Source organism: Hymenobacter norwichensis DSM 15439 (assembly GCF_000420705.1).
In the GTDB taxonomy this organism is placed as follows: domain Bacteria; phylum Bacteroidota; class Bacteroidia; order Cytophagales; family Hymenobacteraceae; genus Hymenobacter; species Hymenobacter norwichensis.
In genome coordinates this window covers 127908-154613 of sequence record NZ_ATVL01000010.1, presented here as the reverse complement: position 1 = coordinate 154613, position 26706 = coordinate 127908, and the positions used below count along the sequence as shown (strand labels likewise).

The 26706-nt window shown below is 60.6% G+C and carries 17 protein-coding genes; 12 read left to right on the top strand and 5 right to left on the bottom strand.

The annotated features are described in order from the left end of the window. The first annotated feature begins 56 nt into the window (after nt 1–56). The 12 genes from G536_RS28795 (at nt 57) to G536_RS0118655 (ending at nt 19006) form a co-directional block, all read left to right on the top strand. A complete protein-coding gene (locus G536_RS28795) occupies nt 57–863 on the top strand; it encodes an OB-fold nucleic acid binding domain-containing protein (RefSeq protein ID WP_022825136.1) in 807 nt (268 codons plus the stop codon). A 162-nt stretch (nt 864–1025) separates the two neighbouring features. Beyond that, entirely contained in the window at nt 1026–1718 is a 693-nt protein-coding gene (locus G536_RS0118710) for a response regulator transcription factor (RefSeq protein ID WP_022825135.1), read from the top strand. Continuing rightward, entirely contained in the window at nt 1715–3043 is a 1329-nt protein-coding gene (locus G536_RS30930; RefSeq protein ID WP_022825134.1) for a HAMP domain-containing sensor histidine kinase, read from the top strand. The genes G536_RS0118710 and G536_RS30930 overlap by 4 nt, the downstream gene beginning before the upstream one ends. 51 nt (nt 3044–3094) lie before the next feature. After that, on the top strand, nt 3095–3466 hold the full coding sequence (locus tag G536_RS0118700) for a DMT family protein (RefSeq protein WP_022825133.1): 372 nt from the start codon (nt 3095–3097) through the stop codon (nt 3464–3466). Between the two features lie 24 nt (nt 3467–3490). After that, a complete protein-coding gene (locus tag G536_RS0118695; protein WP_022825132.1) occupies nt 3491–4762 on the top strand; it encodes an MFS transporter in 1272 nt (423 codons plus the stop codon). 78 nt (nt 4763–4840) lie between these two features. Then, a complete protein-coding gene (locus tag G536_RS0118690; RefSeq protein ID WP_051167037.1) occupies nt 4841–7648 on the top strand; it encodes a substrate-binding domain-containing protein in 2808 nt (935 codons plus the stop codon). Between the two features lie 345 nt (nt 7649–7993). Further along, nucleotides 7994–11155 (top strand): SusC/RagA family TonB-linked outer membrane protein, encoded by a 3162-nt coding sequence (locus G536_RS0118685; protein WP_022825130.1) that lies wholly within the window; start codon nt 7994–7996, stop codon nt 11153–11155. 151 nt (nt 11156–11306) lie between these two features. After that, nucleotides 11307–13031: a RagB/SusD family nutrient uptake outer membrane protein gene (locus G536_RS0118680; RefSeq protein ID WP_022825129.1), complete on the top strand. Its 1725-nt coding sequence runs from the start codon at nt 11307–11309 to the stop codon at nt 13029–13031. 175 nt (nt 13032–13206) lie between these two features. Beyond that, nucleotides 13207–14541: a sugar porter family MFS transporter gene (locus G536_RS0118675; RefSeq protein WP_022825128.1), complete on the top strand. Its 1335-nt coding sequence runs from the start codon at nt 13207–13209 to the stop codon at nt 14539–14541. A 134-nt stretch (nt 14542–14675) separates the two neighbouring features. Continuing rightward, a complete protein-coding gene (locus G536_RS0118670) occupies nt 14676–15566 on the top strand; it encodes a carbohydrate kinase family protein (RefSeq protein ID WP_022825127.1) in 891 nt (296 codons plus the stop codon). 174 nt (nt 15567–15740) lie between these two features. After that, nucleotides 15741–17306, top strand: a complete 1566-nt coding sequence (locus G536_RS28785; RefSeq protein ID WP_022825125.1) for a glycoside hydrolase family 32 protein — start codon at nt 15741–15743, stop codon at nt 17304–17306. Nucleotides 17307–17374: 68 nt separating this feature from the next. Then, nucleotides 17375–19006, top strand: coding sequence for a glycoside hydrolase family 32 protein (locus G536_RS0118655; protein WP_022825124.1), 1632 nt, complete (start codon nt 17375–17377; stop codon nt 19004–19006). Between the two features lie 147 nt (nt 19007–19153). On the opposite strand, the gene G536_RS0118650 is transcribed toward G536_RS0118655, so the two are convergent. The 5 genes from G536_RS0118650 to kdpB form a co-directional block, all read right to left on the bottom strand. Further along, the gene (locus G536_RS0118650) at nt 19154–20950 is read right to left on the bottom strand and encodes a HAMP domain-containing sensor histidine kinase (protein WP_022825123.1); all 1797 of its coding nucleotides are present in this window, start codon (nt 20948–20950) and stop codon (nt 19154–19156) included. A gap of 174 nt (nt 20951–21124) precedes the next feature. Beyond that, nucleotides 21125–22303, bottom strand: a complete 1179-nt coding sequence (locus G536_RS0118645; protein WP_022825122.1) for a histidine kinase — start codon at nt 22301–22303, stop codon at nt 21125–21127. A gap of 140 nt (nt 22304–22443) precedes the next feature. Continuing rightward, the gene (locus G536_RS0118640; protein WP_022825121.1) at nt 22444–23586 is read right to left on the bottom strand and encodes a porin; all 1143 of its coding nucleotides are present in this window, start codon (nt 23584–23586) and stop codon (nt 22444–22446) included. 117 nt (nt 23587–23703) lie between these two features. Next, nucleotides 23704–24279 (bottom strand): potassium-transporting ATPase subunit KdpC, encoded by a 576-nt coding sequence (kdpC, locus tag G536_RS0118635; RefSeq protein ID WP_022825120.1) that lies wholly within the window; start codon nt 24277–24279, stop codon nt 23704–23706. A 307-nt stretch (nt 24280–24586) separates the two neighbouring features. Further along, complete coding sequence (gene kdpB, locus G536_RS0118630; protein ID WP_022825119.1) at nt 24587–26632, bottom strand: potassium-transporting ATPase subunit KdpB; 2046 nt, start codon at nt 26630–26632, stop codon at nt 24587–24589. Nucleotides 26633–26706: the final 74 nt, after the last annotated feature.

Here is a 26706-nt window from a genome sequence, read left to right as displayed (position 1 = left end):
CGGAAGTTTGAGGCAAGCAACTGGAACAACCCGGTTGCACAACCACTTTCTCACCGATGCCTAATTCCCTGAAATCCAACCTCCTGCTCGCCGCCTTCCTACTCGCCGGCTCGGCCACCTACGCCCAAACCAGCACCAGCAGCACCAAGTCCGACAAAGCCACCCGCAAGGCCGCCCGTGCCACTACGGCACCCGCGGCCCCCGGCACCCAACTGGCTCCGCCTCCTCCACCAGCCGGTGGCCCCCGGCCCGGAGCCGGCCCGAACCAGCCCGGTCCCAAGCCCCCGAAAGCTGGCCGGGTGCAGGCCCTCACCGACCTGAGCGGCACCCTCACCGCCTACACCGCCACCAACGACGACCAGGTGTACGATGCCTTCACGCTGAAAACCAGCACCGCCACCGAAACCGTGCGATTCCCGCGCCACCTCGGCCAGCGCCTCATGGAAACCGCCAAAGCCGGCGGGGCCGTCACCGTTACGGGTTTTCGCGACACCAACCCCGAAGGCCAGACCGTGTTTCATTTGGTGAGTGTCAAGGCAGGTACCCAGACCATCGTGGACCAGCGCCCCACCCCGCCCGCCACGCCGCCCACCGAGGAAGCCACCACCGTACGCGGCACCGTTAGCAGCTTGCGCCAAGACTCCAAAGGCCGCACCCAGGCACTCGTCCTCAATGATGGCACCGTGTTGTGCCTACCCCCGCCAGCTGCCGAACAGCTCAGCGAAAAGCTGAAAGTAGGCGCCACCATTGCCGCTACGGGCACGCTCCACAGCCTGCGCCCCGGCGAGGTAGCCGTCCGCCCCGTGCGCGTGGTGCGCGCCGAAACCCTCACGCTGGATGGCGTGCAGTTTCTGGTACACTAGCTCAGGTTTCTGGCGGCGCGCCCACCGTTTCGCGCTACTATTTTCCGCACACAGCAGAGGCGCAAATACGTGTCTCTGCTGTGTGCATAAAGTGGCTGCTCATTAGGCCGCTCGAACCCAGTTTGCGTACATACAAGCTCATCTGTAATTCGGTAGTTGCCCATGCGCGTTCTGGTAGTTGAAGACGAAAGACGGCTGGCCGAATTCATCCGGCAGGGGCTGGAACACGCCGGCCATGTAGCCGACGTGGCCGATAACGGCGCCACCGGCCTGGAAATGGCTGCTACCCTCGCCTACGATGTGCTGCTGCTCGACTTGATGCTACCCGGACAAAACGGCTTCGAGGTGTTGCGCAACCTGCGCGAGTTCGGGCTGCACACGCCGGTTATCATCCTAAGTGCGCTCAGCTCCACCGAACACGTAATCAAGGGGTTGGATGCCGGGGCGGTGGATTACCTACGCAAGCCGTTCGAGTTCGAGGAGCTACTAGCGCGCCTGCGCATTGTGCAGCGTAAAACCGACGCTCCCGCCGAAGCGCTAATGCTTCGCCTCGCCGATTTAGAGCTGGACCCGCTGCAACGCCGGGCCACCCGCGCCGGCCAGGTGCTGCGCCTCACCAACCGCGAGTTTGCTTTGCTGGAGCTGCTGCTCCGCAACGCCAACCGGGTGGTTACCAAAACGCGCATTGCCGAGAAAGTGTGGGAAGTTGATTTCGACATGGGCTCCAACGTTATTGAGGTGCACATGTCGCAGCTGCGCCGCAAGCTGGACCGCGCCTTTCCCGAGTTGCCGCCGCTGCTGGAAACCGCTGTCGGCCACGGCTACCGCCTCCACGACCCCGCCGCCACCCGATGAAGGCGCTGCGCGGCTTACGGGGCAAGCTGGCCCTGGTGTTTACGGTGGTGTTTGGGGTGGTAGCCGGCTTGGCTGCCCTGGCGCAATACCGGCAGGTGGGGCAGGTCCTCAACCAAGGCGACAAGTTGCGCCTCCGAGCCCGCGCCGCCACGTTGCTGGCCCGCGTGGAAGTGGAGCCGCAGTTGGTGGTGCCGTTGCCTGGCCTCGGCGAGAAGATGCGGGTGGTGCTGGAAACGCCCGGCCAGCAGCCCCAGGAAATATTTCACTCGCCCGGTTTCTTCGCAACAACCAACCCCGCGAACCACTGGCGCACCGTGGAGCTCACCGAGCCAGTACCGGGCAGCAGTCCGCCGCGGCGGGTGCGGCTGTGGCTGGCCCACCCGGCGGCACCGCTGCAAGCCGATTTGAGCCGAGTACGGCGCGGCTTGCTGGTGGCATTGGTGGGCAGTCTGGCGCTGGCGGCTGGGCTGGCCTGGGTGGTGGGCGGCTGGGCTCTCCGACCATTGCGGCGCATCAGTGCCCAAGCCAGCCGCATCCAAAGCCGCCCCGGCGACGAGCGGCTACCCGAACCCGACACCGGTGACGAAGTGCAGGAGCTGGCCCGCACCCTCAACCAAATGCTGGACCGCCTGCGTGAAGGCGCACAGCTCCAAGACAATTTCCTAGCCGCTGCCGCCCACGAGCTGCGCACTCCGCTGGCCGTCATGCAGGCCGGGCTTGAAGTAACCGGCCGCGCCCCCGATTTGCCCGCTCACCTCCAGCCCATGCTGGCCGTGCAGCTGGATGAGCTGCGGCGCCTGAGCCGTTTGGTTGACGACTTTCTGCTGGTTAGCCGCTTGCAGGCCAACAGCTTACCCCTCACCCTGCATCCGGTGCCGCTCGATGAAATAGCCCTCAGCGTAGCCGACCGGCTGCTGCCCCGCTTCCGGGAAGCCGGCCGGCCGCTGCAACTCACCATTGCCGAAGACCTGCCCGACTACACCGTGCAAGCCGACGCCGACAAGCTCACCACCGTGCTCGGCAACCTACTGGAAAACGCTCTGCGCCACGCCGTTCCCAACACCGAAGTGCGCCTCACCCTGGACCGGGAGCCCGACACCGGCTGGCTATTCGCGGAAGTCGGCAACCACATCAGCCAGCCCCTCGGCGACTTGTCGCGCCTGACGGCGGCGTACTACCAAGCCAACGTGCTCAGCGAAGGCGCGGGCCTGGGCTTGTGGCTCAGCAACCGGATTGCCGAGCTGCACGGCGCGCCGCTGCTGCTGCAAGAGCACAACCAATACTTCACCGCCCGGTTGCGGTTACCGCCCCAAACACGACAGTAGCCCGCACGTACAGCCAGCACTTCTCCTTCTCACAACCACACTTTTTTCCGCATGAAAACCCTGTATACCGTTGGGCTGCTCACCATTTCCAACCTGTTCATGACGTTTGCCTGGTACGGGCATTTGCAGTTCAAGAAAATCACCTGGCTGCATGGGCTGGGCCTGGTAGGTGTAATTCTAATTAGCTGGGGCTTGGCCTTTTTCGAGTACGTGTTTCAGGTGCCCGCCAACCGCATCGGGTTCGAGGAAAACGGCGGCCCGTTCAACCTATTCCAGCTCAAGGTGATACAGGAAGTTATTTCGCTGAGCGTGTTCACGCTGTGCGCCGTGTACGTTTTCAAAACCGACAAGCTGGGCTGGAACCACTTGGTGGGTTTTGCGCTGCTGGTGGCGGCCGTGTACGTCATCTTCAAGAAGTGGTAATTCTCCCGTAGTAGCCTCAGCCTCATGCCCCTTACTCCCAGCGTGCGCAGCCTGCGTGCCCTCGACAGTGTAAATTTCTTTCTGGCCGATGTGCGCGATGGGGTGGGTCCTTATCTGGCCATCTATCTGCTGGCTACCCACCACTGGCACCCCGCCGATATTGGGCTGGCCATGTCGGTGTCGGGCATTGCGGGAGTGGTGGCCCAAACGCCGGCTGGCGCCCTCGTGGATAGGCTGCGGGCCAAGCGGTGGCTAGTGGCTATTGCAGCCACCTTTGTGGCGGTGGGCTGCCTGCTGATGGTGCTGAAAACTACCATGACCTCCGTAATAGTCGGCCAGATTCTGGTGGGCGTGGCGGCCGCCGTGGTGGGACCCGCCGTGGCCGCCATTACGCTGGGGCTGGTGGGCCGGCGCCGCCTCGATAGGCGCGTGGGCCGCAACGAAGCCTGGAACCACGGCGGCAACGTGATGGCTGCGGCCTTGGCTGGGCTGCTGGGGCACTATGTCGGGCGCGAATACATTTTCTACTTGGTGGCCGTTATGGCGGTGCTCAGTATTGGGAGCGTGTTCTTCATCAAAGAAACGGAAATTGACCACGACGTAGCCCGCGGCGCCGACGCCAGCCCCGCTCCTGACACCGCAGCCGACGCAGCGGGTCTGGCAGTGAGTGGGTTAGCGGCGTTGCTGGCGGATAAGCGGGTGCTGGTGTTTTCGTTGGCGGCCGTGCTATTTCACTTCGCTAACGCGGCCATGCTGCCATTGGTGGGCCAGCGGCTGTCGGAAGGACATTCTACTGGGGCTTCGTTGTATATGTCGGCCTGTATTATCGTGGCCCAGCTGGTCATGATTGGCTCAACGAGTTGGGCGGGGCGGGCGGCCAGCAAGCGGGGCCGCAAGCCGGTGCTGCTGCTGGCCTTTCTGCTGTTGCCGGTGCGCGGCGTGCTCTACACCCTCTGGGACAACCCGTACTACTTGGTGTCGGTGCAGGTGCTGGATGGTATTGCGGCGGGCATTTTCGGGGTGGTGATTCTGCTGGTAGTCGCCGACCTGACCAAGGGTACCGGCCGCTTCAACCTAGTGCAAGGCGCGCTGGGCACAGCCACCGGGCTGGGCGCGGCGCTTAGCACCTTGGCCGCCGGCTACGTGGTACAGTACTTGGGCTACAATGCGGCGTTTTTGGGCTTGGCGGCTATTGCGGGCGTGGCGCTGGTTGTGTTCTGGATGCTGGTTCCGGAAACCGGTGCTGCCGCTCCCGTTGAAATCCCGCTCGTAGTGCCGGCTCCGGCTTTGCCTTAGCCCGCCGCGCCGCGTAATTGGACCGGGAGCTGAAAACTTCTTTAGCTTTGATACACTCTTAGTGCGAGAGTCTTCGCTATGAAAGCAACGCCGGGCCCCCTTTTCCTCTTCTCTCCGAGAAAACGATTGCGCTGGGTGTTCTATGCGTACTCGCTACTACTGTTCAGCTTACTGGGGGTACTGGCTGGCTGCTCGCAGGAGAAGCCAACCCCCACCTACCGTATTGGGTTTTCGCAGTGCACCAATGGGGATGCTTGGCGGCAGGCCATGCTGGCGGGCATGAAGAAGGAGCTGAGCTTCTACCCCGAAGTCAGCTTCCGCATGAAGGACGCCAAATACAACAGCGCCTTGCAGGAGCAGCAGATCAAGGAGTTTTTGCAGGAAGGCATTGACTTACTGATTGTTTCGGCCAACGAAACCGAGCCGGTAACGCCCATTGTGGAGGAAGTCTACAACCGCGGCATTCCGGTGGTTATCCTGGATAGACGCACCACCTCCAAGCTGTATACGGCCTATGTGGGCGGCAACAATGAGGAAGTGGGCCGCATGGCCGGCAACTACGTGGCCAACCTGCTGGGCCAGCGCGGCCAGGTGCTAGAGGTGCTGGGCGCGCCCGGCACCTCCCCTGCCGTAGACCGGCACCGCGGCTTCACAAAGGCCCTGGCCGCCTACCCCAACGTGCAGCTGGCAGCACAGGTGAACAGCAACTGGGAGCGGCCTTCGGTGCTGGAACGCCTGCCCAACGTGCTGCGCCAACACCCCGATGTAGACCTGATTTTCGCCCACAACGACCGGCTGGCGCTGGGCGCTTACCAGGTATGCAAGCAGTTGGGCTTAAGTGAGCGGGTGAAGATTGTGGGTGTAGACGGCCTACCGGGCATCCACGGCGGCATTCAGTTGGTGCAAGACGGCGTAATCAACGCCACGCTGCTTTATTCACCAGGCGGCGAAGAGGCCATCCGGACGGCCATGCGCATTTTGCGCAAGCAACCTTACGACAAGGAAAACACCCTCGGCACGCTGGTCATCGACTCGACCAACGTGCTGATTATGAAGCTCCAGACCGAGAAGCTCGCCAGCCAGCAGCAGGACATTCAGCGGCAGCAGCAGCTTTTGCGGCAGCAGCGCGACACCTACGCCAGCCAGCAAACGGTGCTGTACGTGCTAGCCGCCGCGCTGCTTGGGGCGGCGGTGTTGGGGTTGCTGGCGTTCCGGGCGTTCCGGGTGAACCGCCGCATCAACCAGACGCTGGGCAAGCAAAACCAGGAAATCAGGTCCCAGCGCAACCAGTTGCAGGAGTTTGCCGAGCGCGCCAAGGTGGAAACCGAGGCCAAGCTGCGCTTCTTCACCAACTTCTCGCACGAGCTGCGCACCCCGCTCACCCTGATTCTGGGGCCGGTGGAGGAAATGCTAACTGGCCCCACCGACCTGCCCGCCACCCACCGCCACGACCTGGGCCTGATCCGGCGCAACGCCCAGCGGCTGTTGCAGCTCGTGAATCAGCTCATGGATTTCCGCAAGATTGACGTGGGCAAGATGCCGGTGCGCGCCACCGAGGGCAACTTGGTGGCTTTCGTGCGCGAAATCATGGACGTGTTCGAGAAGCCGGCCCGCCAGCGCGGTATCAGTTTGCGTTTCCTGCCCGCCGAGCCGGTTATTCGGCTGTGGTTCGACGTGAACATTCTGGACAAGGTGTTCTTCAACTTGCTAAGCAACGCCCTCAAATTCACGCCCGACCGGGGCCAGATTACGGTCAGCATTCAGCTGGTGCCCGCCGAGAATAGCGTGCGGGTGAGCGTAGAAGACAACGGCCGGGGTATCTCGGAGCAGGACCGGGCGCACATTTTCGAGTGGTTCTACCAGGGCCAGCAGTCGGCGGCGCGCGGCTCGGGCATGGGCTTGGCCTTGGCGCTGGGCCTCACGCGCCTGCACCTGGGCCAGCTGACGTTCACCAGCCAGCCGGGCCAGGGCAGCACGTTCGTGGCCACGCTGCCGCTGGAACTGCCGCCCGCCCTGAAACTGCTGGACGCCGCCCCGCAGGCCACCCCCGCGTTTGCGTTGGAAGAAGGCATCACCGCGGCCTTGGCGCCCAGCGAGTTGCCGACCCTGGCCAGCAGCGAGGCGCTGGTGCTGGTGATTGAAGACAACCCCGACGTCAACGCCTTCCTCACTCAGAAGCTGCAACCGCATTTCCAAGTCAGTACGGCCTTCGACGGGGCCACCGGGTTGCGTCTGGCCGCCGAAGCCATTCCCGACCTGATTGTGTGCGACGTGATGCTGCCCGAAATCAGTGGGCTGGAAGTGGTGGCCCAGCTGAAAGGCGACTGGCGTACCTCCCACATTCCGGTGGTGCTGCTCACAGCCCGCAACGCGCCCGAGCAGCAGGTAGAAGGCGTGCAAGCCGGCGCCGACCTGTATTTGACCAAGCCGTTCAACCCTACTTTTCTGCTGGAAAGCCTACGCACCTTGCTGGCCAACCGCGACAAAATGCGCGAGCATTTCCGGCGCGAGTTGAGCGTGGATACCGTGACGGTGGCGCCCCAGCGGGTGGACCAAAAATTCCTGGCCGACCTCACCGCCATTGTGGAAGCCAACCTCGGCCGTTCCGATTTAAGTGTGGAGGATGTGGCCCGCAGTTTGGGTATCTCGAGGGTGCAACTCTACCGCAAAGTGAAGGCCGTGCTCGGCACTGGCGTTACTGATTTCATCCAGGGTATCCGGCTCACCAAGGCCCGCCAACTGCTGCTCGACGACGAGCAAACCATTGCCGAAGTGGCCTACCAATTGGGCTTCTCATCGCCGTCTTACTTCTCCACCAGCTTCAAGGCGCGCTACCAAGTGTCGCCCTCCGAGTTCCGGGCCCTGCATACCACGCCCAGCGTGTGAATCAAAAGTTGAAATCGGGTATCATTACTGAAAGCGGCGCCTGATACAGGTGCCGCTTTTTTCGTTTATAACATTGTATATCAATGCGTTACACTTTAATTAAATCACGTGTAATTATTGAAAGACTTTGAGTGATTAAAGCAAGACCAAGGCTGACTTTACCCGGAGATTTGGGTATCGATTCAGCCATGAAAACAACTCCCGCTCCTTAGTTCGTCGCCGCGCCGCTCGTTGCTCTCGTCCCTTGTATGGGCCAGGCAGCGGGCGGCGCGGCGGTGCTGTAGGGTAGCCGCGGCTGCCTGCCGAACCCCACTTTTCTCAGTCTTCCTTATCCACTCAATTCCCATGAAACATACTGTACCCTTGCTGCGGCAAGCCGTCGGGCTGACGTTGCTTTCCGCCCTGCCGCTGGCCGCTGCTGCCCCCGCCCAAGCTGCCGCCCTTACCGCCGCAACCGAGGCCGGCACGCTGGCCGATGTAACCATCAGTGGCCGCGTAACCGACGACAAAGGCAGCGCGCTGCCGGGCGTAACGGTGGTGGTGAAAGGCACAACCATTGGCACCAGTACCGGCCCCGATGGCGACTTCAAACTCACCGTTCCCGAAGACGCTACCCTGCTCGTTTCCTACATCGGCTACAAGCCCCAGGAGGTACCTGTAACCGGCCGCACGACGTTCACCATTACGCTGGTCACCGACGCGGCGGCGCTCGACGAAGTAGTGGTAACCGGCTACCAGACCCAGCGCAAAGCCGATCTGACTGGCGCGGTGGCGGTGGTGAAAACCGAGGAAATCCGGGACATGGCTTCCAACGATGTCACCCGCAACCTGCAAGGCCGGGTGGCCGGCGTGCAAATCAACTCCGATGGGGCGCCGGGCAGCTCGGCTACGGTGCGTATCCGGGGTATCGGTACGCTCGGCAACAACGACCCGCTCTACGTTATCGACGGCATCCCGACGCGGGAAGGCATCAACCAAATCAACCAGAACGACATCGAGAGCATCCAGGTGCTGAAGGACGCCTCGGCGGCCAGCATCTACGGCTCGCGCGCTTCCAACGGCGTGATTATCATCACCACCAAGCGCGGCAAGCTCGGTGCTACCAAGGTTGATTTCTCGACCTTCTTCACGCTCCAAACGCCGGGCCCGCATATCAAACTGCTCAACACCCTGGACTACGGCCGGGTGTACGGCCAGGCCGCCATCAACGACGGCACCACGCCCAGCCTGCCCTACTACAACTTCCAAACCAGCATCGGCGCCAACGGCCGCCCGGTACTCAACGGCGTGACCGTGCCCGAGTTCATCGACGCCGGCCGCACCCAGCGCGCTTCCGATACCGACTGGTTTAAGGAAACGCAGCAGAACGCCCTCATTCAGAGCTACAACCTGAGCGTGAGTAGCGGCGGCGAGCGGGGCAGCGCCTTGTTCTCGGTGAACTACTACGACAACTCCGGTACGCTGAAATACTCGGGCTTCGACCGGTACACGGCGCGCCTTAACACCGATTACAACTTCCTGAACGGCCGCCTGAAAATCGGGGAAAACCTAACCATAGTGAAGTCGCAGCGGGCCGAGTTCGACTTGAACCTGGTGCGCGACCGGACCACCCAGCTGCCCTCTATTGTGCCGGTGCGCACCGAGGATGGCGTGGGCTGGGGCGGCCCCGTGGCGGGCATGAGCGACCGGGACAACCCGCTGCGCCTGCTCACCGACAACAAGCAAAACCGCTCGAACACGGGCCGGGCGTTCGGTAACTTCTTCGCCGACGCTGAAATCCTGAAGGGCTTGCACGTGCGCAGCAGCTTCGGTATCGACTACAGCATCTACAAGTTCCGCCAGATCTACAAAACCTACCAGGCCGGCTTCCTCTCCGAAGCCAACAACCGCGTCACCAACAACGACCGGTTCTGGGGTAACTGGGTGTGGCAGAACACCATTAACTACGATATTCTGCTGGGCGGCAAGCACCAGTTGGGCGTGCTGGCCGGGGCCGAGCGCATCAGCTACTACGACGAAAGCTCGTACGCCTCGCGCACCAACTTCGCCAGCGAAGACCTCAACTACGCCTACCTAGATGCGGGCGCGGCCAACAAAGACAACGGCGGCGGGGCCACGGCCTACCGGCTGGCGTCCACGTTTGCCAAAGTCAACTACTCCTTCGCCGACCGGTATTTGCTGTCGGGTACGCTGCGCCGGGATGGGTCGTCGCGGTTCGGGGAAGACAACAAGTTTGGCGTGTTTCCGGCCGTATCGGGCGGCTGGCGTTTGAGCGAGGAGGCGTTTGTGAAAGACAACACGCCGATTTTCACCGACTTGAAGCTGCGCGCCGGCTGGGGCCAGACCGGCAACCAGGACATTGCCAACTTCGCCTCGCGGGGCTTGTACCAGTCGTTGCTGGGCACCATCGACCCGAACTTCGAGTACGACCGGGGTACTGCCTACGACATCTACGGCAACGACATCAACCTGCCGTCGGGCTACCGCCGCTTCCAGCGCGCCAACCCGGCGCTGAAGTGGGAAACCACCACCCAAACCAACGTGGGCGTGGACTTCGGGCTGCTGCAAAACAAGCTCTCGGGCTCGGTTGACTACTTCGTCAAGAATAGCAAGGACATTCTGGTGAACCTGCCGTTTCTGGCCGTGGTAGGCGAAGGGGGCGACAAGTTCGTGAACGGGGCGTCCATCCAAAACAAGGGCTGGGAATTCGTGCTCGGCTATCAGAACGAGCTGACTAACGGGCTGACCTACAACATCTCGGGCAACCTCTCGACGTACCGCAACAAGCTGACTTACTTGCCCGATGAGGTGATAAACGCTTACGGCGGCAACGGCCAGGACGTAACGCGCCTGGGTCACTCCATCAACGCGGTGTTTGGCTACGAAGCCGACGGTATTTTCCAGAACGAAGGCGAGGTGACCAGTCACGCCACCCAAGTGGGTGCCGCTCCCGGCCGCCTGCGCTACAAAGACCTGAACGGCGACGGCCGCGTGGACAACTTCGACCAAACCTGGATTACGGAAGGCGTGCCCGATTTCAACTACGGCCTCAACCTGGGCGCCGGCTTCAAGGGCTTCGACATGCAGATTTTCTTCCAGGGCGTGCAAGGTTTGCAATCCTTCAACAACGCCAAATTCCGCACCGACTTCGCCTCGCTGGCTTCCGGCGAAAACTGGGGGGAACGGCTGCTCGACGCCTGGACGCCAACCAACTCCGGCTCTTCCATTCCGGCCGCTACGCTCATCAACACCAACAACGAGGGCCGCGCTTCTACCTACTTCATCGAAAACGCTTCTTACATGAAGCTGCGCAACTTCCAGCTCGGCTACTCGCTGCCGAACAGCCTGTTCAGCAAGGTGAAAGTGCAGGGCGTCCGCATCTACGTGCAAGGCCAGAACCTGTTCACGGTGAAGAGCAAGGAGTTCACCGGCGCCGACCCAGAAGTAACCAACTACCAGTACCCGGTGCCCCGCATTTTCTCCACCGGCCTGAATGTGTCTTTCTAACTACCTGATGGCCTTTCTTAGGCGGTCATGCTGAGCTTGCCGAAGCATCTCTACCGCTTCGTCTGAGCCACTGTAACGAAGCGGTAGAGATGCTTCGACAGGCTCAGCATGACAGACCATCCACAGTCCCCATCATATAGCCCACCTTCCCATGAAATTCTTTAAGCCTACCATACTTGCCTTGTCGCTGCTGGCCTTTGCTTCCAGCTGCAACGACGAAAAATTCCTGGATGTAAACCCTATCGGCGCCCTGAGCGACGAGCAGCTCAACACCCCGGCCAACATTGAAAAGCAGGTCATTGCGGCCTACTCCCAGCTCGGCAACGACGTGTACCGCGCCCCCTACACCAGCATGTGGCCCTACGGCAACGTGCGCGCCGGCGACGCCTACAAGGGCGGCAACGGCACCGCCGACGTGGATGCGTTTCACTTCTACGAAACCTTCAGCTTCAACCGCGTGGACGTGGGCAACACCGACGAGCTGTGGTTCCTGATTTACATCGGCGTGTCGCGCTGCAACGATGCGTTGCGCCGTCTCGATGCCGTGGACGCTGCCGCCATGCCCACCAAAGCGGTGCGCCAGGGCGAGGTGCGCTTCCTGCGCGGGCACTACTACTTCCTGCTGAAAGAGCTGTTCAAGCGGGTGCCTTACATCGACCAAACCATCCCGACCGACCAGTACGGTACCATCTCGAACGTGGCCTTAAGCAACGACGAGCTGTGGACCAAGATTGCCGAGGATTTCCGCTTTGCAGTAGCGAACCTGCCGGATACTCAGCCCGAAATCGGACGGGCCAATAAGTCGGCAGCGCAGGCCTACCTGGCCAAAACGCTGCTCTACCAGGCCTACGTGCAGAGCGACAACCACGCCGTAACGAGCGTAGACCAAGGGAAGCTGAACGAAGTAGTAACGCTGACCAACCAGATTGCCGCGTCGGGCAAGTACTCCTTGCACCCCGATTACGCTACCAACTTCCTGACCGTGGGCGACAACGGCACGGAATCGGTGTTTGCCATCCAGTTTTCGCGCAACGACGGCACGCCCAAGGGCCGCACCGACCGGGGCAACTGCCTGAACTACCCCATGAACCCCGACTACGGCTGCTGCGGGTTCCACCAGCCCAGCCAGAACCTGGTGAATGCCTACAAGACCGATGCCCAGGGCTTGCCGCTGTTCACCACCTTCAACAACTCGGACATAACCACGCCGGCCGACTTCCAGAACAACACCGTAGACCCGCGCCTCGACCACACGGTGGCCATTCCGAGCCACCCTTACAAGTACCTGCCCACGTTCGTGTTCGAGAATTCGTGGCTACGCGACCGGAACACGTACGGCGTGTACATGTCGATGAAGGAGAATGTGTTACCTTCTGACCCGAGCTTCCAGAAAACCCCGCCGTTCATGACCACCTCGAAGAACTGGACCATCATCCGCTACGCCGATGTGCTGCTCTGGAAGGCCGAAGCCCTGATTGAGCTGGGTCGGCAAGCGGAGGCGCTGCCCATCATCAACCAAGTTCGGCAGCGCGCCGCCGCCAGCACTGCTCGCCTGAAAAACGCGGCCGGTGGCAACACCTCCAACTACCGCATTGGTCAGTACCCAAGCACCGGCTGGACCCAAGCCTACGCCCGCGAAGCCTTGCGCTACGAGCGCCGCCTGGAGTTTGCCATGGAAGGCTACCGCTTCTTCGACCTCACCCGCTGGGGCATTGCCGCCAACACGCTGAACACCTACTTCAACGTAGAGAAAAACAAGCGCCAGTACCTGCAAACCGCCCGTTTCACCGCCGGCCGCGACGAGTACCTGCCGATTCCGCTCAACCAAATCAACTTCAGCAAAGGCGTGTACAAGCAGAACCCCGGCTGGAACTAGCATAGTGGCCCAAGCGTAGGGCCTAACCCCTCTCCGAAAAGGAGAGGGGAACTAGATTCTAGATTTTATTTCATTGCCCACTTCTTCAACTAGCTTTTAAATATTAGAGCTAGTCCCCTCTCCTTTTTCGGAGAGGGGCTAGGGGTGAGGCGCCCGACATCGAACCAAATTCCCGATGAAAAACAACGTATTCTTTTGGTCCCTGGTCGTGGCGCTGGGCGGCTTCTTGTTCGGCTTCGACACCGCCGTTATTTCCGGGGCCGAAAAAGCCATCCAGCAGCTCTGGGGGCTAAGCCCGGTGGAGCACGGCTTCACTATTGCTATTGCCCTGATTGGCACGGTGTTCGGGGCCATCTTCGGCGGTATTCCGTCCGATAAGCTGGGCCGCCGCCAGACGCTCATCTGGATTGCGGTGCTCTACTTCGTGTCGGCGCTGGGCGCGGCCGTTACCTCCAACTGGGTGCTGTTCATGGTGTTCCGGTTCCTGGGCGGGCTGGGCGTAGGGGCATCGTCGGTGACGGCCCCGCTCTACATTTCGGAAGTGTCGCCGGCCGAGAAGCGGGGGCAGATGGTGGCCATGTTCCAATTCAACATCGTGTTCGGCATCCTCGCCGCCTACCTCTCCAACTACCTGCTGACCGGCGTGGGCGAAAACGATTGGCGCTGGATGCTGGGCGTGCAGGTGGTGCCGGCTGCCGCGTTTTTCCTGCTGCTGTTCCGCGTTCCAGAAAGCCCCCGCTGGCTGCTGGGCCGGGGCCGCGTAGAAGAAGGCCGCCAGGTGTTCCAGCTCATCAACCCCGCCACCGCCGACCAGGAAGTAGCCAACGTATTGACTACCAATGCATCCGATGATGCCATGGTAGGCGGCAAATCGTTGTTTGCACCACAGTACCGCACCCCTGTCATACTGGCCGTGCTGTTTGCCGTCTTCAACCAGGTGTCGGGCATCAACGCCATCATCTACTTCGCCCCGCGCATCTTCGAAATGACGGGGTTGGGCCAGGGTGCGGCGCTGCTCTCGTCGGCGGGTATTGGCTTGGTGAACTTCGCCTTCACGCTGCTGGCCCGCCAGGTCATCGACCAGTTCGGGCGCCGCAAGCTGATGCTTATTGGCTCTTATGGGCTGATTGCTACGCTGGGGCTGGTGTCGTGGGCATTTTACACCCAGAGCTTCAGCGCCTTGAATGGCATGCTGGTGCCCATCTTGCTGTTCGTGTACATTGCCTTTTTCGCTTTCTCGCAGGGCGCGGTTATCTGGGTGTTCATCTCGGAAATCTTCCCTAACACGGTGCGCGCCAAAGGGCAGGCCCTGGGTTCGAGCACGCACTGGGTGATGGCAGCCGTTATTGCCTTCGCCTTCCCGCCCCTGGCCGAAAAGCTAGGCGGTGGCCACACCTTCGCCTTCTTCTGCGGCATGATGGTGCTCCAGTTGCTCTTCGTGTGGCGCATGATGCCCGAAACCAAAGGCACCAGCCTCGAACAGCTGGAGAAAACGCTCGTAATTCACTAGTAGCCCGTCATGCAGGGGCGCAGCCGAAGCATCTCGCTCGAATCGTTGAGTTAGTAATCGTACATCAGCACGCGAGATGCTTCGGCTCCGCCTCTGCATGACGTTCCCATCTGACCTTTAAATCCCAACATCTCATGTCTGATAAGATAGTCTGCTTCGGTGAAATTCTGTGGGACGTGCTGCCGAGCGGCAAGCAGCCCGGCGGCGCGCCCTTCAACGTGGCCGTGCACCTGCACCAGCTCGGTCAATCCGTGGACCTAATCAGCCGCGTCGGCGACGACGACCTGGGCACGGAACTGCTCGATTTCATTGAGTCGAAGGGCTTGCGTACCGACTACGTGCAGCACGGCAAAACCCACCTCACCGGCGTGGTAAAAGCCAACGTAGACGACAGCAACGAGGTGACCTACAAGATTGTACAGCCCGTAGCCTGGGACTACATCCAGTACGATGCCACCGTGGAAAAGCTGGTGGAGCAGGCCGAGGTATTCGTATTCGGCAGCCTCGCCGCCCGCCAGGCTCCTACCCGCGAAACGCTGTACCGCTTGCTGGAGCACGCCAATTTCAAGGTATTCGACGTGAATATGCGTCCCCCGCACTACCACAAGGAGGTAGTGAAATACCTGCTCGAAAAAACCAATCTGGTGAAGATGAACCACCACGAGCTAGCCGAAATCATGGCCTGGTTCGGTCAGGAAACCGACCGGCCCACCGCTATGCAGTGGCTAGCCACCCGCTTCGATTTGCAAGCCGTGTGCGTAACCTGCGGCGCCGACGGAGCCATGCTCTGGGCCAACAACCAGCTCTACCGCGCCCCCGGCGTGTCGGTGGAAGTGAAAGACACCATCGGTAGCGGTGACTCGTTTCTGGCGGCGCTGCTCAAAGGCTGGCTGGCTGGCCAGGAACCCGGCGAAATGCTCCGCTTCGCCTGCGCCACCGGCGCTCTGGTAGCCACTCACCAGGGCGCTACTCCCGCCTTCACTGAAACCGACGTGCGCGAGCTGCTAGCCGCGCAGGCAGTGTAGTTCCTCTATCACAGCTTGCTTTCCGATATCTAAAAGGCCGTCATTCCGAGTGCAGCGAGGAATCTCGCGTGCTGACACCGGTTTCCTACCTCAACATCAGCCCGCGAGATGCTTCGGCTCCGCCTCTGCATGACGGTGACTTTGGTGCTTTCCCTCTCCCCTACTTCCCCACCCATGAAAAAAACGCTTCTTCTGGCGCTGGCGGCAGCTAGCCTCGCTGCGTGCACCCCCGACGCCAAAACGACTGATACGGCTGCTACTACCACCGATGCCAGCACCAAGGCCGCGTCCGATTCGGTGCCGCCTGCCACGCCGCAGTACCGCCCGGCCTACCACTTCAGCCCGGCTGCGCATTGGATGAACGACCCCAACGGCATGGTGTACTACAACGGCACCTACCACCTGTTCTTCCAGCACTACCCCGATGGCATGGAGTGGGGCCCGATGCACTGGGGCCACGCCACCAGCAAAGACTTGGTAAGCTGGCAGGAGCAGCCCATTGCGCTGTACCCCGACTCGCTGGGCTGGATTTTCTCGGGCAGCGCGGTTATTGACAAAGACAACACGGCCGGCTTCGGCAAGAACGCCATGGTGGCCATCTTCACCCACCACAACGACCCCGAAGAGAAAAAGAAAACCAACAAGCACCAGTACCAGAGCCTCGCCTACAGCCTCGACGAAGGCAAAACCTGGAAGAAGTACGCTGGCAACCCGGTGCTACCCAACCCCGGCATTCCTGACTTCCGCGACCCGAAAGTGAGCTGGAACGAGGTGGCCAAGAAGTGGGTGATGACCCTGGCCACCAAGGACCGGATTACGTTCTATTCGTCGCCGAACCTGAAGGACTGGACCAAGCTGAGCGAGTTCGGCGAGAAGCTGGGTGCCCACGGCGGCGTGTGGGAGTGCCCCGATTTGTTTCCGCTGACCTTGAACGGCAAAACCCACTGGGTGCTGCTGATAAGTATCAACCCCGGCGGCCCCAACGGCGGCTCGGCCACGCAATACTTTGTGGGTCAGTTTGATGGCAGAACCTTCACGCCCACTACTACCACCCAGAAGTGGGTGGACTGGGGCAAAGACGACTACGCCGGCATAACCTGGGGCAACACCGGCGCCCGCAAAATCTTCCTCGGCTGGATGAGCAACTGGGAGTACGCCAACCAAGTGCCTACCTCGCCCTGGCGCAACGCCATGACCGCGCCGCGCGACCTATCCCTCAAGCAAGTCGGCTCGGAAATCTACCTGACCTCCACGCCCGTCAAGGAAGTAGCCAAGATAGCCCAGGCCGGCCAGACCCTGAACAACCTGACGGTGAAACCGGAGCTAATCTTGGACGGTAAAATCCCGGCTCTAACGCCGCAGTTTCAGCTGAAGATGAGCACCAAGCAACTTCAGGATTTTGCGCTGGTGCTAGGCAATGCCAAAGGCGAGGAACTGGTTATCGGCTACGATAAGCAAGCCAACCAATACTACATCGACCGAAGCAAAGCCGGCCAGATGGCCTTCAGCGACAAATTCGCCGGCCGCCACCCCGCCCCGCGCCTAGCCACCACCCCCGCCGCCGACCTCACGCTGCTCTTCGATGCCACGTCGGTGGAAGTATTTGCCGACGGCGGCCTCACCACCATGACCGAGCTGTTCTTCCCCACGCAGCCCTACACCACGCTCAAGCTGAAATCAGCCAGCGGCCTCACCGTAGACGCGCTGACTTACACCAAGTTGAGTCAGGAAGTGAAATAGTCTTTCCACGGAAGCCCAGACCCCACGGTCTGGGCTTTTTCTTTTCCAACCTTCCAATTTCCACCACTATGAACACCTGCTTTTCCCCGCTGGGAAAGGCCGGGCTCTTTGGTGTGTCGCTACTTTTCGGTAGCTGCGCCCAGGAAACGGCCGTTCCTGCCACTGCGCCCACGGCGGCGCCTACCAGCAGCGCCCTCGTCTGCGGCCCGCGCCCCGAATCGTCGGACTACCAGCTCTACCCGCTCGGCGACCAGCTGGCCCCCATCGGCGACGTGATGCCCTACTTCGATTCGGAGGCCAATGCCTTCAAAGTGTATTACCTCAAAGACATCTGGAACGACGCTACGCATCAGCGGCATCCGTGGTGGGGCCTCAGCACCAGCAACTTCGTGAGCTACGCCGGACTGCCGGTGGGCGAGGCGCTAAGCTGTAGCACCCAGGGCTGCGAGCAGGATTACGCGTTGGGCACGGGCAGCATCACCAAAAAAGGCAGCACCTACTACGCCTACTATACCGGCCACAACCCCAACTATCCGTCGGGGTGCGTGAGCCATAAGGAGGGCGTGATGCTGGCTACTTCGCGCGGGCTGGGGCAGAAATTTGCGAAGGACCCGGGCTTTACCACCATTTACGCGCCCACCGGGCAGGGTTTTGATGAGCAGGACAACTTCCGGGACCCGTTCGTATTTCGGGATGATGCCAGCAACCGCTACCAGATGCTGGTATCGGCGCGCAAGAACGTGAACGGCACCTGGCGCGGCGTCATTGCCCGCTACACCTCGCCTAATCTGAAAAGCTGGACCTACGCCGGCATCCTCTACGACGGCGGGGCCACCAACTACTTCATGCTGGAAACGCCGGAAGTCTTCAAGCTGGGCGACACCTACTACCTGCTGTTTTCCGACATCGATACAAAGCACGTGTACTACCGCAAGGGCCCCAGCGCCACCGGCCCCTGGAGTTTGCCCACCGGCCCCGACCGGTTCGAGGGCAACGGCATCTACGCCGCCAAAACCGCCGCCGACAACTACGACCGGTATCTGTTTGGGTGGACCAACCGCCTGGGCGGCAGCACTGACGGCGGCAACTGGCAGTGGGGCGGCAACCTGGTGGCTCACAAGCTCTACCAGAAAGCCAACAAGGACCTGGCCGTAAGCATCCCGCACACCCTGAAAAGCCACCTGGAAGCCCAATCCGAACCACTTATCAAGGACAGCCAGTGGGGCAACGTCACGAATATCACCCCGAATACGCATTCCTACACCCTCAGCAGCCCCGCCAACCAGGACGTGGCCAATGTGCTGTTCAACCCCATAGCTCCGGTGCGCTACAAGCTGCACGCCACCGTATCGTACAGCAGCGCTAACAAGGATTTCGGCTTCTTACTCGGGGCCTGCGACGGGTACGACGACGTATACAGCCTGCGGTTCGTGCCCGGCCAGCAACGGTTCAGCCTGGATAAAACGCGCCGCTCGGCCCTAACGACGACAACCGTTGCCACCAACGACGTGCCGTTCCCGCTCGCGCCCGACACCGAGTATAGGGTGGATATCGTGTTCGAAAACTCGATGGTAGTGGTGTACCTCAACAACGAGGTGGCGCTCAGCTCCCGCGTGTATCGCGCCGCCGGTACCTCTTGGGGCCTCTTCGTGGATAACAGCACTGCCACTTTCAAGAACATCACCGTCACCAAACCCTAAACGAAAGTCTTCCCGGTAGCCCGTCATGCAGAGGCGCAGCCGAAGCATCTCGCGTGCTGATGTGAGGGTAGCAACCTGACGTCAGCACGCGAGATGCTTCGGCTGCGCCTCTGCATGACGGGCTTTTTTGCGCCGGTACTGCTTGGGTTATACTTCTGCTTTACCAGCCACTGGTAGTGTGAAAACGAACGTGCTGCCGGCGCCCAGCTCACTGCTTACCCAGAGTTGGCCGCCCTGGCTGGTAATGAACTCGCGGGCAATGCTCAAGCCCAGGCCGGAGCCGCCTTTGTAGCCGTTCTTATCAGGAATCTGGACGAAGCGCTGGAAGATCTTCTCCTGATACTGCGGGGCGATACCGGGGCCGCTGTCCTGCACGCTCACCTGTACTTGCTGGCCGTCGGGAGCCACGGCGGCGTAAATGCGGATTTGCTCTTGCTCGGGCGAATAGCGGATGGCGTTGGCTAGCAGGTTGAGCAGTACCCACGTGGTTTTCTCGATGTCGGCGCGCACAGGGGGCAGATTGGTGGGTACCTGTACGTTCAGCGTGAGTTGCTTGGGCTTGAGCTGGAGCTGAATGGTATCGGCGGCAAACTGCACGATGTCGTGGATGTGGCTGGGCTGGAAGTTGAGCTGAATGTTGCCTGATTCCAGGCGCGATACGTCGATTAGCTCGCCTACCAGTTTCAGCAGGCGCTGGTTTTCCTGCTTGAGCGTGAGCACAATGTTTTGCTGCTCGGGGTTGAGCGGGCCGACTTTGCCGTTTTGCAAGAGCTTCAGGCTGAAGTTGATGCTGGAAAGTGGCGTTTTCAACTCGTGCGACACGGTGGCCAAGAAGTTGGATTTGGCCTGGTCGAGCTTCTTGAACTCCGAGATGTTGCGCAACGTCAGAATGGAGCCAACAAACTCGTTTTTGTCGAGGGCTTGGTTGAACCCTACTACATCGTGCACGCTCAGGCGGTAATACACTTCCTCACCTTGCTGCGCGATGGTAATCAGCGGCGTTTCCTGCTCGCGCTTGGGCGGCGGCACGTCCAAATAACGTAGCATCTCCCGGAACAGGTCGTTTTCGGCGGCCACCTCGTCCACTCGCCGGCCAAGCAGCTGGGCAGCCGGCACCGCCAGCAAGGCGCTAGCCACGGGGTTCACCACAATCAGGCGCCGGTTTTGGTCAACCAGCAGCAAGCCTTCATCAAGCGTATTGACGATGCTGGCTACTCGGTTACGCTCAGCCATCAACTCGGCCAATGAGGAGGTACGGTAGCTTTGCAACTGCACCAGCATCTGGTTGAAACTGCGGCCTACCGTGGCAAACTCGTCGTGCCCTTCCACCGGAATCGAGGCTGTGAAATCTTGGTTGGCAGCGTGGTCGATACTGGCCGAGAGGCGGCGCAAAGGCACAACGGCTGCCTCGGGCACACTTAATACAAACAGTAGGGAGGTCAGGATAGCGAAGGTCAGCAGCGCCAGCACGTAGCGCCGCTGTTGCAGGGCGGTACGGTTAGCAGCTTCGTTTTTGTGCGTTAGCGCCTGCCTGTTCAGGCTCATCATAGCGTAGGTATCCTGCCGCAGGCGCCCCACCGCATCGTTCCACAGCTTTGCCGACGTAGTATCAGAGGCCAGCAGTCGGTTGAAACTCCCCACGTCTTCAAACAACTTGTCAACTATCTGCTGCTCGCCGGGCTCGGTTACGTTGCCGGCTTCGTGGGCCAGTAGCATTTCAAAGCGCGGCTTGCCTTGCGGGTCGGCGGAGTCGGCACCGTACGGCAGGCGGTCCAGCGCCTGTAGCATGTGCTGGCCGAGCTCCACCGAGTATAGGTTGTCTTTAAGCACATTACGCGAAGTACGGTCCAGCCGGTCGAGTGCGTACAGCATGTAACCGCTCACTGCCAGCAGCAACAGCAGCATGGTTGTAAAAGCCAGCGTGATTTTGGTTTTGAGGGTCATGCGTTGGGGTAGGAGCTTGGGGACTGATAGACTGATAATTGATAGAACGTCATGCAGAGCAGAGCGAAGCATCTCGCCTGCTGACGTCGGATTAGCATTGCAACCTCAGCAGGCGAGATGCTTCGCTCTGCTCTGCATGACGATGGTCAATGTGTCTCATTCTATCGATAGCCATCAATACGTCACCAAATAAATATCTAGGTCTTGGGTGTGGCGGGCTACTTGCCGGATTAGGTCGTTGGTGACGCCGCGGCGGGTGAGGCGGGCCCACCAGTTTTTGCTGCCGGTCACGCCGCAGATCAGCAGCGACACGTTTTTTTCGGCGGCTACGCGCGTTACTTGGGCTACAATATCGTCGGCTTTCACCCGCAGAATCTGGCCGCCTAGCTCGGTGGCTAGCTGGAGGTTGTTGATGAGGTGCCGTTGCGCCGCTAGCCCTACCCTATCCGCCGATTCTTTGCCGGTTTGCACATAGAGTACGTACCACTTGGCCCCACCAAGACGGTCGGCGAGGCGAGATGTTTTGCGGATGATTTCCTTGGCGGCCTGTGCGTTGGTGTTGATGCAGGCCAGCAGCCGGTCGGCGTTGCGGCGCTGGGGTGCCACGGCAGGGGCACCTCCGGCGTCAGTGTCTATCTGGCGGCCGAGCTGGTTGGCTACTTCCCTCAGGGCCAATTCGCGCAGTTGAAGCAGGTTTTCGGGCTGGAAGAAGTTCTTCAGCGCCGAGGGCACCTTCTGCGGGTCGTAGATTTTGCCTTCCTCCAAGCGGGTGCGCAGTTCGGGCACGGTGAGGTCTACGTTCACTACCTCGTCGGCCAGCTTAAACACCTGGTCGGGTACCCGCTCCTGCACGTCGGTGCCGGTTATCTTCTGCACCTGGTCGTGCAGGCTTTCCAGATGCTGCACATTCACGGCCGTAATCACCGAAATACCGGCCTTCACAAGCTGCTCCACATCCTGCCACCGCTTCTCGTTGAGGGAGCCCGGCACGTTGGTGTGGGCTAGCTCGTCCACCACCACCACAGAGGGCCGGCGTTGCAAAATGGCCTGCACGTCCATTTCTTCTAGCATCCGACCTTTGTAGAAAATCTGCTTGCGCGGCAGCACGGGTAGGCCTTGCAACTGGGCCTCGGTGCCGGCCCGGCCGTGCGTCACAACGTAGCCTAGCACCACATCCACGCCGTGCTGAAGCAAATCGTGGGCTTCTTGCAGCATGCGGTAGGTTTTGCCCACGCCGGCCGCCAGCCCAATGTAGATTTTCAGCCGCCCGCGCCGCCGCTCCTGCACCAGCCGCAGAAACCGCTCGGCAGACTGGTCGCGCTGTTGGTTTTCGTTGGTTGCGGAAGGCAGCATAAGAACGATTCAATTTCAACGGTCATGCAGAGCGGAGCGAAGCATCTCGCGTGCTGATGCTAGATTACTATTCTGACGTCAGCACGCGAGATGCTTCGCTCTGCTCTGCATGACGGCCTTTTTTGTAGACATACCGCCTATCAAAACGAAATGGCGATGCTGCTGGTCAGGTTGCCGTAGTTGTCGGTGGGTTGGCCGTTGCGGTCGGTTAGGAAGGATTGGGGGGAGCGGAAGCCGCGGCCTTCGATGCGTACTACCACGTTGCTGGTGGGGGCGTAATCGAGGTTGAGGGAAGCGGCGTGTACTTTCAAGTCAGCGTCGGAAGCCATTGGGGAAATCGAGCTGATGATGACGCCGCGGTCGGCGTTGTAGTACTCGCCACGGAGGGTGGTGCTCCATTTATCGGCCAGCTTGTAGCGCACGAAAACGGCGCCGGTGTGCCAGGTGTCATCTTTGCCGCCGCGCTCGGCGCGTTCCTGTTTGCCCACATCGAATACCACGGCCAGGCTTAGACGGTCGGTGGCGGCGTAAGTGGCATAGAAATCGTGGAAGTAGCGGCGGCGGCGGGCTAGGTCTTGGGGCTGCTCGTTGCCGTAGAACGTGCTGCTGTTGATGAGCAGCTTATCGGTAGGCTTCCACTGAATTTGAGTGCCAATAGCCTTCTTCTGGTTGTTTTCGCGGATGTTCTGCCAGCCGTTCAGTACCAACCCGGTCAAGGTCAGCTTGGGGTCCACTTCGTACGTGAACCGTACGCCAGCTTCGTAGTACGGCGAGTTCTCGGCCATCAGGGAGCGGGTCAGCGTCCAGTTGTCTTTGCTGATAGCCGACTCAAACCCGATGTGCGAACCGAAAATACCAGCGTCCAGCCAAGCCTTCTCGAACGGCCGGAAACCGGCGTAAGCTTCGTAGATGTGCTTGAATACTTGGTCTTCGGCGGCGTAATTGGCCGTTACGTAGGTACCGGCATGCAGCCCCAAAGCGCCGCGTACCTGCCCGTTGTCGTAGCGCATCCCAATGATGGCGTTGTTGACGGTAAATTCGTTTTGCCGGTCGTGCGAGTATAGGAAGCCGGGGCGGTCTTGGGTGTCGGCGTGCTTGAAATCATAGCCGTAGTAGCCATCCACAAAGCCGTAGAAAGTCAGCGGGTTTAGGGTGGCAGTGGCGGGTGCGGCTGGCGGCGGCACGACCTGCGCGGTATCCGTTACGGAAGTTGTTTGCGCCAGCGCATTCGTGGTAACAGAAGCGGCAGTGAGGGCGAGGCCCAAGGTCAATAGGTAGTTCATGCAGGAGCGCCTACGGTTACGAGGCGAGTAGAGGCTGACGTTGCTGCCGATGAGCAGGCAAACTAGCTGTTTAGGTGATGCTGTGGGAAGAATGAAAGGTGCCGAGTACCTGCACAGTTATTTACGAACAGGTGCCAGCTCGTCCAGGGCTAGGTTCAGACGCAATACGTTGACGGTGGCCGGACCAAAGAACACGATAATGGGCTCATCAATATGTTCCTTCACTAACTGCCGAACCCGCTCTGCTGGCAAGCCCCGCAGACGAGCCACCCGGTCCACCTGCATATATGCCCCGGCCGGCGACAAGTGCGGATCGAGGCCCGAGCCGCTGGCCGTGACTAGTTCGGCAGGCACTTGGTCGCGGGTCACCGTGGGGTTTTGCTGCAAAAAGGCACCCGCCCGGGTCTGCACTTCTTTCAGGTACTCGGGGTTGCTCGGGCCTTTGTTGGAGCCCGCCGAGCCGCTGGCGTTGTAGTCAACAGCCGAAGGCCGGGTGTTGAAATACTCGGGCTTATCGAACTTTTGGCCGACGTTGGCGAAGCCCACCACGCGGCCCTTGTGGCTCAGTTGTACACCCTCCCCCTTACCAGGTGAAAGTTGCGCCGCGCCCCACACAATAGCAGGGTACACCACACAGCACAGCACAAGCATGGCCAAGGAAAGACGAAAAGCAGGAAGCAGGTTATTTTTCATGAGAAAGTAGAAGCTAGGAGTTTGGAGCTAGAATCGGTTAGCCCTATGAGCTAAGACTAGAAGCTAGTTCCCCTCCTTTTTTCAAGGAGGGGTGCCCGGAGGGCGGGGTGGTAAAGCCGTTTGAACGACTTGCGAATGAATCGACGGAAACTTGAGTTGTTGTTTCATCTGGTGGCTGAATCGCACTGCCAAGTCGTTCATTACAAACAACATCAGCAACGAGGTCAACCACCCCTGCGGCGGCTTCGCCACCGCGTCCCCTCCTTATCTGAGGAGGGGAGTTTCGTGCTGTCAATCAGTTGACTGACTACAGAAATGCGCCTACCACCAAGTCAATCAGCTTGATGCCGATGAAGGGCACGATAACGCCGCCGAGGCCGTAGATGAGCAGGTTGCGGCGCAGCAAAGCGGAGGCCCCGATGGGTTTGTAGGCCACGCCGCGCAAGGCCAGCGGCACCAGAACCGGGATGATGATGGCGTTGAAAATCACGGCGCTCAGGATGGCCGACTGCGGCGACTTCAACCCCATGATATTCAGGGCACCGAGGGCCGGAACGGCAACCATGAACAAGGCCGGCACGATGGCGAAGTACTTGGCCACGTCGTTGGCGATGCTGAAGGTCGTGAGCGTGCCGCGGGTCATGAGCAACTGCTTGCCGATTTCCACAATTTCGATGAGCTTGGTAGGGTCGTTGTCGAGGTCGACCATATTGCCGGCTTCTTTGGCGGCTTGGGTGCCCGAGTTCATGGCCACTCCCACGTCGGCTTGGGCCAGGGCGGGGGCGTCGTTGGTGCCGTCGCCCATCATGGCTACCAGTTTGCCTTGCTGCTGCTCGTTGCGAATGTAGGTCATCTTGTCCTCGGGCTTGGCTTCGGCAATGAAGTCATCGACGCCCGATTTCTCGGCAATGAACTTGGCGGTGAGGGGGTTGTCGCCGGTGACCATCACGGTTTTGATGCCCATTTTGCGCAGGCGCTCAAACCGCTCCTGAATGCCGGGCTTGATGATGTCTTGCAGCTCCACTACCCCAAGCACCCGGTCATTTTCGCTGACTACCAGGGGCGTACCGCCGTTGCTGGCCACGGCGTCGGTGCGCTGCGTGACTTCCTGCGGGTAGGGCTGGTTGGCTTTCACGGCTAGCTGGCGGATGGCATCGGAGGCGCCCTTGCGGATGCGGGTACCGTTGGCCAGCGTCACGCCGCTGCTGCGGGTTTCGGCCGTGAACTTGATGAGCTCAGCGCCGTCGAGGCGGCTGCGCAGGGCTTGCGGGTCCACTTGCTTTTCGCGGGCCAGCTCCACGATGGACTTGCCTTCGGGCGTTTCGTCGGTGAGCGACGAGACGGCGGCAAACTCAATGAACTCCCGCTCATCGACGCCGGGGGCCGGCCAGAAGTGCGTGGCTTTGCGGTTGCCGATGGTGATGGTACCCGTTTTGTCGAGCAGCAGCACGTCGATGTCGCCGGCCGTTTCCACGGCTTTGCCGCTCTTGGTGATGACGTTGGCGCGCAACGCCCGGTCCATGCCTGCAATACCGATGGCCGAGAGCAAGCCGCCAATGGTGGTCGGAATCAGGCACACGAACAGCGCAATGAAGGCGGAAATGGCAATGGGGGTTTTCGAGTAATCAGCAAACGGCGCCAGGGTCACGCACACAATCACGAAGACCAGCGTGAAGCCCGCCAGCAAGATGGTGAGGGCAATTTCATTGGGCGTTTTCTGCCGCGAAGCGCCTTCCACCAGCGCAATCATCTTGTCGAGGAACGACTCGCCAGGCGCCGTCGTCACCACCACTTTAATGCGGTCCGACAGCACTTTGGTACCACCCGTCACGGAAGATTTGTCGCCGCCGGCCTCCCGTATCACCGGGGCTGATTCGCCGGTAATGGCCGACTCGTCGATGGTAGCCAAGCCTTCGATAATCTCGCCGTCGGTGGGAATGATTTCGCCAGCTTCCACCAAGAACATCTGGCCTTTCTGGAGCTGCGACGACGATACGGAAGTGACGTTGCCTTTGTCATCGATGACGCGGGCGGGCGTTTCCTCGCGGGTTTTGCGCAGGCTTTCGGCTTGGGCTTTACCGCGCGCTTCGGCAATGGCCTCGGCGAAATTGGCGAACAGCAAGGTCAGAAACAGCACCAGAAATACGGTGAAGTTGTAACCGAAGCTGCCTTGCGCGGCATCGGGTTGCACCAGCAGCCCGAGCGTCACGAGCAGCATCACCACCGTCCCGATTTCCACGGTGAACATCACCGGATTGCGGAACATGATGCGCGGATCGAGCTTCACGAAAGCCTGTTTCACAGCTTCGGAAACCAGCGCAGGTTGAAATAAGGATTGAGATTTGGAGGCCATTATCGGGGAAGTTCTTGCGGGACGCCTCACCCCTAGCCCCTCTCCAAAAAAGAGGGGAACTAGCTTCTAGCTGC